This window comes from Thiobacillus sp. 65-1402 (assembly GCF_001897685.1).
Taxonomy (GTDB): Bacteria; Pseudomonadota; Gammaproteobacteria; order Burkholderiales; family Thiobacillaceae; genus Thiobacillus.
Map to the genome: position 1 here is coordinate 1 of NZ_MKUG01000077.1, position 10,956 is coordinate 10,956.

General features: G+C 66.2%; 13 protein-coding genes. 12 read left to right on the plus strand and 1 reads right to left on the minus strand.

All coding sequences use genetic code 11. The features are described from left to right. The first annotated feature begins 31 nt into the window (after positions 1 to 31). From BGO62_RS06520 to miaA, 6 genes are all read left to right on the plus strand, one after another. A complete protein-coding gene (locus BGO62_RS06520) occupies positions 32 to 1,261 on the plus strand; it encodes an N-acetylmuramoyl-L-alanine amidase (RefSeq protein ID WP_296640456.1) in 1,230 nt (409 codons plus the stop codon). Beyond that, positions 1,258 to 1,797 carry a hemerythrin domain-containing protein gene (locus BGO62_RS06525; protein ID WP_296640430.1) on the plus strand — a complete coding sequence of 180 codons (540 nt, stop codon included), beginning with the start codon at positions 1,258 to 1,260 and terminating at the stop codon, positions 1,795 to 1,797. The genes BGO62_RS06520 and BGO62_RS06525 overlap by 4 nt, the downstream gene beginning before the upstream one ends. Then, on the plus strand, positions 1,794 to 3,569 hold the full coding sequence (gene mutL, locus BGO62_RS06530) for a DNA mismatch repair endonuclease MutL (protein WP_296640431.1): 1,776 nt from the start codon (positions 1,794 to 1,796) through the stop codon (positions 3,567 to 3,569). Before BGO62_RS06525 ends, mutL begins: the two co-directional genes overlap by 4 nt. A gap of 61 nt (positions 3,570 to 3,630) precedes the next feature. Further along, positions 3,631 to 3,984 (plus strand): S24 family peptidase, encoded by a 354-nt coding sequence (locus tag BGO62_RS06535; RefSeq protein WP_296640436.1) that lies wholly within the window; start codon positions 3,631 to 3,633, stop codon positions 3,982 to 3,984. 129 nt (positions 3,985 to 4,113) lie between these two features. Further along, entirely contained in the window at positions 4,114 to 4,566 is a 453-nt protein-coding gene (locus BGO62_RS06540; protein ID WP_296640438.1) for a ligand-binding protein SH3, read from the plus strand. Positions 4,567 to 4,684: 118 nt separating this feature from the next. Continuing rightward, positions 4,685 to 5,626: a tRNA (adenosine(37)-N6)-dimethylallyltransferase MiaA gene (miaA, locus tag BGO62_RS06545; protein WP_296640439.1), complete on the plus strand. Its 942-nt coding sequence runs from the start codon at positions 4,685 to 4,687 to the stop codon at positions 5,624 to 5,626. Between the two features lie 7 nt (positions 5,627 to 5,633). On the opposite strand, the gene xseA is transcribed toward miaA, so the two are convergent. Continuing rightward, positions 5,634 to 6,986: an exodeoxyribonuclease VII large subunit gene (xseA, locus tag BGO62_RS06550; protein ID WP_296640459.1), complete on the minus strand. Its 1,353-nt coding sequence runs from the start codon at positions 6,984 to 6,986 to the stop codon at positions 5,634 to 5,636. 337 nt (positions 6,987 to 7,323) lie between these two features. On the opposite strand from xseA, the gene BGO62_RS06555 reads away from it, so the two are divergent. From BGO62_RS06555 to BGO62_RS06580, 6 genes are all read left to right on the plus strand, one after another. Beyond that, the gene (locus BGO62_RS06555) at positions 7,324 to 7,929 is read left to right on the plus strand and encodes a MotA/TolQ/ExbB proton channel family protein (protein ID WP_296640441.1); all 606 of its coding nucleotides are present in this window, start codon (positions 7,324 to 7,326) and stop codon (positions 7,927 to 7,929) included. A 7-nt stretch (positions 7,930 to 7,936) separates the two neighbouring features. Next, positions 7,937 to 8,353 (plus strand): biopolymer transporter ExbD, encoded by a 417-nt coding sequence (locus tag BGO62_RS06560; RefSeq protein ID WP_296640443.1) that lies wholly within the window; start codon positions 7,937 to 7,939, stop codon positions 8,351 to 8,353. Between the two features lie 12 nt (positions 8,354 to 8,365). Beyond that, positions 8,366 to 9,349 carry a tetraacyldisaccharide 4'-kinase gene (lpxK, locus tag BGO62_RS06565; protein ID WP_296640446.1) on the plus strand — a complete coding sequence of 328 codons (984 nt, stop codon included), beginning with the start codon at positions 8,366 to 8,368 and terminating at the stop codon, positions 9,347 to 9,349. A gap of 38 nt (positions 9,350 to 9,387) precedes the next feature. Further along, on the plus strand, positions 9,388 to 10,497 hold the full coding sequence (locus BGO62_RS06570) for a GGDEF domain-containing protein (RefSeq protein WP_296640448.1): 1,110 nt from the start codon (positions 9,388 to 9,390) through the stop codon (positions 10,495 to 10,497). After that, complete coding sequence (locus tag BGO62_RS06575; protein WP_296640450.1) at positions 10,478 to 10,663, plus strand: Trm112 family protein; 186 nt, start codon at positions 10,478 to 10,480, stop codon at positions 10,661 to 10,663. Before BGO62_RS06570 ends, BGO62_RS06575 begins: the two co-directional genes overlap by 20 nt. Before the next feature lie 13 nt (positions 10,664 to 10,676). Next, the coding region (locus tag BGO62_RS06580; protein ID WP_296640453.1) for an NTP transferase domain-containing protein at positions 10,677 to 10,956 on the plus strand (280 nt) is incomplete at its 3' end.

Sequence of the window (10,956 nt, forward strand, 5' to 3'; positions counted from 1 at the left end):
CCAGCCCGCGCGGCGCCCGTTACCTGGAGGCATGTTGCACGCCCTGCTGAAAACTTTCCTGTTGTGCGGTTTGCTGGCGTCGGGCTGGGCCCAGGCGCTGCAACTGTCCGCCTCACGCCTGTGGCCGTCGCCCGATTACACGCGGATCACGCTGGAGGCGGCGCAGCCGGTCGCGCACAAATACTTCGCGCTGTCGAACCCCGAGCGGCTGGTGATCGACCTCGAGGGCGTGGAGGCGGGCGCCGCGCTCGACGCGCTGGCGGGACAGCTGACCGTGGAGGATCCCTATATCGGCGCCATACGCGTGGGGATGAATCGTCCCGGGGTGATGCGCCTGGTGCTGGATCTGAAAACCGCCGTCAAACCCTCGGTGTTCCAGCTGCCGCCGCTGGGGCAATACGGCCACCGGCTGGTGGTGGACCTGTATCCGGTTCAGGCAGGCCCGGCGCAGACCGCCGATAGCGCGGCGACTCCGGCCGCGCCGCCGCAATCCAGCGTGACCGAACAACCCAGGCCCGCCAAGCCTGCCACGCCGCAATACGCGCGGCTGATTACGGTGGCGATCGATGCCGGCCACGGCGGCGAAGACCCCGGCGCGCTCGGCGCCAGCGGCTCGCGCGAGAAGGACATCACGCTGGCGCTGGCGAAAAAACTCAAGCAGAAAATCGACGCCCAGGAAAACATGCGCGCCGTGCTGATCCGCGACGGCGACTACTTTGTGCCGCTGGCGCAGCGGGTCACCAAGGCGCGCGCGGTGAAGGCCGACCTGTTCATGTCGATCCACGCCGACGCCTTCATCAAGCCGCACGCGCGCGGCTCGTCGGTATTCGCGCTGTCGGAGAACGGGGCGACCTCGGTCGCGGCGCGCTGGCTGGCCAAGAAGGAAAACGAGGCGGATCTGGTGGGCGGCATCAACATCGACGTCAAGGATCCTTTTCTCAAGCGCACCCTGATCGACCTGTCGCAGACCGCCACCATCAACGACAGCCTGAAGCTGGGGCGCGCGGTGCTGAAGGAAATCGGCGGCGTCAACACGCTGCACAAGGCGCACGTCGAGCAGGCCGGGTTCGCCGTGCTGAAGGCGCCGGATATTCCGTCGATCCTGATCGAGACCGCGTTCATTTCCAACCCGGAAGAAGAGAAGCGCCTCAACGACTCCGCCTACCAGGATCGACTGGTCGACGCCATCGTCGTCGGCGTCAAGGATTACTTCGACAAACACCCGCTGACCGCGCCGTCGCGGCTGACCCGCAATCCATGACCGGCAGCCTGCTGGGTGCGGCGGCCCCGGGATTCGCGCGGCCGCTGGAAGTGCTCGAGGCCTGCCATGGCCGCATCGCCAAACAGTGCGACACCCTGGAAAAAATACTGGCGCATCTGCCGGCGCACGGCGCCGACGCGCAGGCGCAGCAGGCCGCGCGTGCGGTGCTGGCTTACTTCGACACCGCCGCGGTGCACCATCACGACGACGAGGAGCGCAACCTGTTTCCGCTGCTGGAACAGGCGGGTGCGCCCGGCGCCTGCGATCTGGTCGAAGCCCTGACGCTGGAACACGACGAGCTGGCCCTGCTGTGGCGGCGCCTGAGTCCTGCCTTGCGGCAGCTCGGAACGGGCGCGGCGAACGCGCTGGACGAAGCGCTGGCGCGCCGTTTCATTGCCCTCAATCGCAGCCATCTCGAATTCGAGAACACCCATGTGCTGCCGCTGGCGCGGCAAACGCTCGGCGCCGCCGATGTCGAACGGCTGGGCCGCGCCATGGCGGCACGGCGCGGCGTACCGTTTGCGGAGCGGCCATGAGCATCCGCGTCCTGCCCGATGTGCTGATTTCGCAAATCGCCGCCGGCGAGGTGGTCGAACGCCCCGCAGCAGCGCTGAAGGAGATCCTGGAAAACAGCCTCGATGCCGGCGCCACCGAAATCCAGGTCGAGCTGGAGCAGGGCGGCATCAAGCGCATTCGTGTCAGCGACAACGGCATGGGCATCGCGCGCGACGAGCTGGCGCTTGCCCTGACGCGCCATGCCACCAGCAAGATCGCCAGCTTGAGCGACCTCGAACGGGTGGCGAGCCTGGGATTTCGCGGCGAGGCGCTGGCGTCGATTGCCGCGATCGCACGGCTGCAGCTGACCAGCCGCAGCGTCGATGCGGCGCACGCCTGGACGCTGCAGGCCGAAGGCGGACAGCTTGCCGCGCCCGCACCGGCGGCGCGCGCCGGCGGCACCACGATCGATATCCAGGATCTGTTTTTCAACACGCCGGCACGGCGCAAGTTTCTCAAAACCGACGCCACCGAATACGCCCACTGCGCCGAAACCGTACGTCGCCTGGCACTGGCGCAGCCGCAGACGGGGTTCACGCTGACGCACAATGGCCGCGTGCAGCTGCGCCTGAATGCCGAGCCGGCCGATGCGCGGGTGCGCCATGTGTTGGGCGACGCCTTCGGGCAGAACGCCATTGCGGTCGAAGCGGCGGCGGGCGCCCTCAGGCTGAGCGGCTGGGTGATCCGCCCCAGCGCCGCCACCGCCGGCCGCGACAGCCAGCACGTATTCGTCAATGGCCGCTACGTGCGCGACAAGCTGATCGTCCATGCGCTGAAGGAAGCCTACCGCGACGTGCTGCATCATCAGTTGAACCCGGCGTATTGCCTGTTCATCGAACTGCCGCCGGAAACGGTGGACGTCAACGTGCATCCGGCCAAGACCGAAATCCGTTTCCGCGACAGCCGCGGCGTGCACCAGTTCCTGTATCACGCGGTCGAGCGCCTGCTGGGGGCGCCGGTGGCGGCCAGCGACGTGCCCGCCGCTGTCCCTGCGCCCGCATCCAGGCCGCCAGCCTGGGGCGCGCCGCAGCAGGCGGCGATGCCGCTGCAGGTGGCCGAGGCGATGGCGTTTTACGCACCCCTGGATCGGGGTTCAGGGTTCGGACAGGGTTCGGCGGGGCTGGTCGCGCCTGCGGCGCAGGCCTTGCCCGAAGCGGGCGTGCACGACGCACCGCCGCTCGGTTATGCGCTGGCGCAGCTGCACGGCGTCTACGTGCTGGCGCAGAACGCGCAGGGGCTGGTGCTGGTCGACATGCACGCCGCGCACGAACGGGTGGTGTATGAAAAGCTCAAAAATGCGCTCGATGCCCGCGCGGTGCCGGCGCAAACCCTGCTGATTCCGCTGGTGCTCACGGTCGACGCGCGCGACGTCGCGGAAATCGGCCCGCATCTGGAGGCGCTTGCCGACATCGGTTTCGAGTTGTCGGTCACCTCGCCGACCTCGGTGGCGGTGCGCTCGGTGCCGTGGCTCCTGAAGGATGCCGATCCGGTCGAGCTGACCCGCGCGGTGCTGGCCGAGGTCGCCGAATTCGGCGTGGCGCGCCTGCTGGCCGAGCGCCGCAACGAACTGCTGGCAACCCTCGCCTGCCACGGCGCGGTGCGCGCCAACCGGCATCTGACGCTGCCCGAAATGAATGCGCTGCTGCGCGAGATGGAGGCCACCGAGCGGGCCGGGCAGTGCAACCACGGCCGCCCCACCTGGTTCCAGATCAGCCTCAAGGAGCTCGACGCCATGTTCATGCGTGGGCGCTGATTTTGCGACCGGCACTTTTATATATAAGCTTTACCTGATTAACCAAGCTAGGCAGGTCATCATGAACGAACGCAAAACCATACCCATCCAGGACATCAACGAGGCCAGCAGCTGTGCCAGCGCCGAACCCTATGCGCTGATGGTGCTGGGCGATTCCATGCTGCCGGAATTCGAAGAAGGCGAAATCATCGTCGTCGAACCCTCCGGCCTGGTCAAGGACGGCTCCTACGTGGTGGCCTACGTGAACGACGAATACATCTTTCGCCAGTTGGTGAAGCACGACGACGGCTGGATGCTGAAACCGCTCAACCCGCTGTACGAGAACATTCCGGTACCCGATGTCGACGTGGCTAAGGGGGTGGTGATCATGAAGAAGCGGCCGGGCAAGCGCAGCGAGCAGAAGCGTTACATCTGAGCATGCCGGCGATCGATCCGGTTTATTGCAGGGGTCATTGAATATTCGAATAAAATGGTTGACTAATATACTCGGGTATATAGACTGAAAGTGCAGTTCAGCCCTTCATCTTCATTAAAGGAGAAAGCCATGAGTGGATTGATCGCCAATTTCCCGAGCGACGGCATCGTGACCGTCAACCGCGTGGTCCTGAAGCCGGAATATACGGTGGACGACCTGCAGGAGCGCGTGGCGTTTCTGTGCGAAAACGTCAAGACCTATCACTCCGACACCGGTTTTGTGGGAGGCTTCGTCGCGCTGAACTCCGGCCAGGTGTCGAACGAAGGCTCGACCATCGGCCAGGCGGTCGAAAGCCCGATGAAGGGCAAGGAAGCACTGATCGTGACCTTCTGGACCGACTTCGAAAACCACGAAAAATCGCACCGCTCCGAAACCTTCCAGCCGCTGTTCCGGAAAGCGCTGGAACTGTGCGAAAACGGCAACGAGGAAATCGCCTACGAAATGCTGTGGTCCGGCAAGGCATACGGCCCCGACGAGATCGCGGCGGCACGCCAGGCCAAGGCGCAGTACGCCACCGCCTGATTCCGGCGGCTGCGATGGAAACGGCGGGATTTCCCGCCGTTTTTCATGGATGCGTTGCGGGGATTGGAGCCCTTTGATATTGCTTGCCGCCTGCCCGACTGCGGCATAATCGACCGCCATGCCTGAGTATCTGCCTCCCGCCATTTTCCTCATGGGCCCGACCGCCGCCGGCAAGACCGCGCTTGCGGTCAGCCTGCTCGAACGCTTTCCGCTCGAAATCATCAGCGTCGATTCGGCGCTGGTGTACCGCGGCATGGACATCGGCACGGCCAAGCCCGATGCCGCCACCCTGGCGCGCGCACCGCATCATCTGCTGGACATCCGCGACCCCACCGAGGCCTATTCGGCGGCGGCGTTCTGCGCCGATGCGCGACGGCTGATGGCCGACATCGCCGCGCGCGGCAGGGTGCCGCTGCTGGTCGGCGGCACCATGCTGTATTTTCGCGCGCTGCTGCACGGGCTGGACGATCTGCCGCGCGCCGATGCCGCGCTGCGTAAACAGCTGGAAAGGGAAGCCGCCGCGCGCGGCTGGCCCGCACTGCACGCCGAGCTGGCCGTGGTCGACCCGGTGACCGCCGCGCGGCTGGCACCGAACGATTCGCAGCGCATCGGCCGCGCGCTGGAGATTTTCCGGCTTGCCGGCACGCCCATGTCGGCGCTGCTCGACCGGGGCCAACCCGAATTGCCCTACCGCGTGCTGCAACTCGCCCTGATCCCGTCCGACCGCAGCGTGCTGCACCAGCGCATCGCCGCGCGCTTCGACGCCATGCTTGCCGCCGGCCTGCTCGACGAAGTGGAAAGCCTGCGCCGCAGCTACGCGCTCACGCCCGATTTGCCCGCCATGCGCGCGGTCGGCTACCGCCAGGCGTGGGCTTATCTCGACGGCGCAATCGATCTGACGGCGCTGCGCGAACAGGGCATCGCCGCCACCCGCCAGCTCGCCAAGCGCCAGCTCACCTGGCTGCGCTCGTGGCCCGATGCGGTGGAGCTGGACTGCCTCGCGGACGACCTCGAGGCGCAGGCGCTGGCGCGGGTGGCCGCGCACCTGCAGACGCAATAGCGGCCCGTTAAGCCTTGTCCACGGCGTCCACTGTGGCGCGGACCTGCCCGCGATGGAAGCGGATGCCGACGGTGTCGCCCGCATCGAGCGTCGCGGCATCCTGCACGATGGCGCCGTTTTCCCGCTGGACGATGCTGTAGCCGCGCGCCAGCACGCCTTCCGGATTGAGGTGGGCGAGGCTGCTGGCCAGGCGCGCCAGCGTGAGCCGGCGCCGCACCCGGCCGCCCTCCATTGCGCGCCGGGCGCGCGCGTCGAGCGCGTCGAGCCGCTGCTGCTCGCGCCGGATGGCGTGCAGCGGCGTCGCCAGGCGTTGGCTCAGGCGTGCGATCCGCAGCTGTTCGTGCGCGAGGCGGGTGCGGGTGGCGCGGTGCAGGCGCTGCGCCAACGGGCTCAAGGCGAGCTGCTGGCGGCGCAGCTGTTCGGCCGGATGGAGCAGACGCCGCGCCAGGTAGTCCAGCCGCTGCATTTCGCCGTGCTGCCTGCGGGCGAGATGGTGGCGGAGCTGGCGCGCCAAATGGTCCAGCTGCAGCAGCAGTTCCTGGCGCAGCGGGCTGGCCAGCTCGGCGGCCGCAGTGGGCGTGGGCGCGCGCAGGTCGGCGGCAAAGTCGGCCAGGGTGAAATCGGTTTCGTGGCCGACCCCGCTCACCACCGGCATCGGGCTGGCGGCAATCGCCCGCGCCACCGCTTCGTCGTTGAATGCCCACAAGTCTTCCAGTGAGCCGCCGCCGCGGCACACCAGCAGCACGTCGCATTCGGCGCGCGCACCCGCGGTGCGGATGGCGGCGGCGATCTGCGCGCCGGCGCCGGCGCCCTGCACCGGGGTGGGGTAGAGGATCACCGGCAGACCCGGCATGCGGCGCGCCAGCGCGGTCAGCACGTCGTGCAGGGCCGCCGCCTGCGGCGAAGTGACGATGCCGAGGCAATGCGGAAAGCGCGGCAGGGCGCGTTTTTTCGCCGGCTCGAACAAGCCTTCGGCTTCCAGTTTCGCCTTCAGCTTGAGGAAGGCCTCATACAGCCGGCCGGCACCGGCGCGGCGGATCGACTCGGCGCCCAGCTGGAATTCGCCGCGCGCTTCATACAGCGAGGGCAGGGCGCGCAGCTCGATGTGGTCGCCGTTGGCAGGGGTGAAATCGGCAAACTGGTTGCGGCCGCGAAACATCACGCAGCGCACCTGCGCATTCGCATCCTTCAGGAAAAAATACCAATGGCCCGACGCGGCGCGGGTGAAGTTGGAAACCTCGCCTTCCACCCACAGCAGCGGCAATTGCGATTCCAGCGCACGGCGCGCCATGCGGTTGAGCTCGCTCACGGTGAGCACGGGCAGTTCTGCGGCGCCCGGGGAGTCTTCGATCCAGTCCATGGCGCGCAGGATAGCGGGTTCATGCCCGGCACGGTTCATGCACAGCCGGCAAATTCCTATAAAAAAATGTTTAAAACCCTATTGACGATAGTTGTGTTTTTGTAACTCATTGATATAAAACGACTAAGTGGATTGGTTACTTTTTGTGCCAAAACGCTTTTTCCTTTGTGGGCGGGTGTTTAGGGGGACCGGCAAGGAGTTCCTCACAGACTTATCCACATCAATTGTGGAGAACTCGGACCGGCGCGCCAAAAATGCCTCCCGTGCAATGGGGGCTTGCCGAACCCTGCGCGCGGGCGCTACATTTCGCCTGTTGTTTTATTGGGAGTGGTATCCAGTGCTTGCCATCATCGAGGCGGCCGGTTGGCCGGTCTGGCCGTTGATTCTGGCGTCGGTCATCGCCGTCGCCATCATTATCGAACGCGCCTACAGTTTGCGTACCCAGGAAGTGGCACCCGCCAGTCTGCTGCTGGAAACGATCAAGGCCTATCAGGAACGCGGCGCGACGCAGGAGCTGGTCGCCCGGCTGGCCGACGGCTCCCCGCTGGGGCGGATCTTTTCCACCGCGCTGAAGAACGCCCACAACTCGCGCGAAGTGATGAAGGAATCCATCGAGGAATCCGGCCGTGCCGTCACCCACGAACTCGACCGTTTCCTGACCTCGCTCGGCACCATCGCCAGCATGGCGCCGCTGCTCGGCCTGTTCGGCACGGTCGTCGGCATGATCGAAATCTTCGGCGCACAAACCGCAACCGGCACCAACCCCGGCCAGCTGGCGCACGGCATTTCGATTGCGCTGTACAACACCGCATTCGGCCTGATCGTGGCGATCCCGGCGATGATTTTCTACCGCTACTTCCGCAGCAAGGTGGAATCGCTGGTGGTGGACATGGAACAGCAGGCGATCAAGCTGGTGGAAATTGTCCACGGCGAACGGAAGTAAGGCCGCCATGAATTTTCGCCGAGGCCGCCGCGAGGATTATCCGGAAATCAACCTGATTCCGTTCATCGACATCCTGCTCGTCATCGTGATTTTCCTGGCGGTGACCACCACCTACGCGCGCTTTGCCGAACTCAAGATCAACCTGCCCACCAGCAGCGCTGCGCAAACGCCCAACCCGCCCAGGCAGATCGAAGTGGCGGTGGCCGAAAACGGCCGCTACCAGATCGACAGCAGCGCGGTCGGCGAGGCCTCGATCGACGAACTGGCCGCCGCACTGAAAAAAGCCGCCGCCGGGCGGGACGAGCCGGTGGTGGTGATCAACGCCGATGCGCGGGCCGCGCATCAGTCGGTGGTGAACGTGATGGAAGCGGCACGCCGGGTGGGGCTGACCCGCATCACCTTCGCCACCCAGACCGCCCCTTAGGCGGTCGCATTCATGTTCTCCGTTCGGTATGTCTGGGCGCGCACCGGCGTGCTCACGGTGCTGCTCTCCCCCCTTGCCGCACTGTTTGCCGTCGTCTCCGGAGCGCGCCGGCTGGCGTATCGCCGTGGCTGGCTGACCCCGGTTGCGGTGGGGGTGCCGGTGATCATCGTCGGCAACATCACCGTCGGCGGCAGCGGCAAGACCCCGCTGACGATCTGGCTGGTGAACCGGCTGCGTGCGCGAGGGCATCGCCCGGGCGTGGTCAGTCGCGGCTATGGCGGCGCGGCGCGCGGCTGCGTCGAGGTGGAGGCCGACAGTCCGCCGGCAGAAGTCGGCGACGAGCCCTTGCTGATCCATCTCAAGACCGCGGCGCCGGTGGTGGTTGGGCGCGACCGGGTGGCGGCGGCGCGCACCTTGCTGGCGCGCCATCCGGGGGTGGACGTGATCGTCGCCGACGATGGCCTGCAGCACTACCGCCTGCAGCGCGACATCGAACTGGCGGTGATCGATGCGGCGAGCGGGCTGGGCAACGGCTGGCTGCTGCCGGCCGGCCCCTTGCGCGAGCCGCGGAGCCGGCTGCGCAGCGTGGATGCGGTGATCCAGGTGGTACGCGGCGGAGCCGAGCCGCCGGGATTCGACGGAGCCTGGCGCGCCGACTACCGTGCCGGTCAGGCCTATCGTCTGCGCGCGCCGCAGGAAAAAAGAGCGCTTGGCGAACTGCCGGCACACGACTGGCTCGCCGTCACCGGCATCGGCCGCCCAGAGGGGTTTTTTGCCATGCTCGAAGCGCATGGCATCCGCTTCAGCCCGCGTGCGTTCGCCGATCATCACGCCTTTCAGCCACAGGAGCTGCCTGCCGGCGCGGCCGTGCTGATGACGGAAAAAGACGCGGTAAAATGTCGCGCATTTGCAGGGGTGGACTGGTGGGCGGTGGAACTCGACGTCGCCCCGGAATCCGGATTCGTCGACTGGCTGGACGCACGCATCGAACAATAAAGATACGGCGCATGCGCATCAAGGGAGGAGGTATGGGGATGCAATCATCCGACTGGGGCGACCGCCGTCATCCCTGCCGCTGGATGGCCGAGACCGGGGAGGCCGGTTTCTGGGTGCCCGACCGCTCCGAAATCGTCACCCAGTTCTTCACCCGCTACCTGTTCTTTTCGCTGGCGGTCGTTTATTTCTCCACCCTGGAAAGCGTCCCCCCGGTGCTGTTCAGCATCGAGCAGCTGCTGCTCGCGCTCGGCGCTTATTTCTTCCTCAACAGCTGGTTCTTCCACCAGGCGCTGCGCGGCGTCACGCTGCTGAAAATCCGCAGCGCCATGAGCGCCGATCTGCTGATTGTTGCCCTGTGCGTGATTCACGACCCCAACCCGATCCCGCCGTCTGCGCTGGCGTTCCTGATGGTGCTGCTGGGCAACGGCATGCGCTACGGAATGCGCCTGTTCAGCGAGGTGCTGGGCGGCATTTTTCTCGGCATGGCGATCTCCTTTACCTTGCGCTATCGTCTCGGCGGGTTCGAGATCGGTGCGGGCGATGTGTTCTTCGGCGTGTTCTGGGTCACCCTGGCCTTGTACGCCTACATCCTGATGGGGCGCATCGAGGGACAGCGGCGTCAGCTCGATTACCGCAGCCGCTTCGATGCGCTGACTGGACTGCTCAACCGCCATGGCCTGCTTGCCGCAGCAGACAGCATCTTCGACAAGACGAATACGCGCAGCCCGGCCACCGTCTTGTTTGCCGACCTGAACCAGTTCAAGTCGGTCAACGACCGCTATGGCCACGGTGCGGGCGACCGCGTGCTGGCCGAATTCGCGCAGATATTCAGCGAATCGGCCGAGACGGGCGTGTGCGGACGCTGGGGCGGCGACGAATTTGTTGCTATCCTGCCGCTGCGCGAGGCCGCCGCCGTCCGCCAGATTTTCGAGCGCATCGAAGTGCGTACCGCAGCCTGGAGCCGCAGCAACGGCCTGCCGATGGCGGTGAGCCTGGGCGTCAGCCACGCCCCGCGCGACGGCCACGACCTGGTGACGCTGCTGTCGGTCGCCGACATCCATCTTTATCAAAGCAAGTCGCAACAGCCCGAAACGGCGGGTGCGTCTCCGAACTACAGGACTCTTGTCGATGAATCCGAAACTTCTTGAAATTCTTGTGTGTCCGGTCTGCAAAGGCCCGCTCGAATGGAAGAAATCCGCGCACGAACTGGTGTGCCGTGCGTGCCGCCTCGCCTATCCCATCCGCGACGACATTCCGGTGATGCTGCCGGAAGAAGCGCGTCCGCTCGACCCCGACGAAATTCACGGCAATTAGCGGCGACGCCCCCATGCATTTCCGCGTCGTCATTCCCGCGCGCTATGCGTCGAGCCGACTGCCGGGCAAGCCGCTGGCGGACATCGGCGGGCGCCCCATGGTGCTGCACGTGCTGGAGCGTGCCTTGCAGGCGGGCGCCGAATCGGTGGTGGTCGCCACCGACGACGCACGCGTGCAACAGGCGGTCGAGGCCGCCGGCTATCCGGCCCTGATGACCTCGCCGGCGCACCGGTCGGGCACCGAACGCCTGGTCGAGGTCGCCGAAACCCTGGGCTGGCCCGACGATGCTCTGG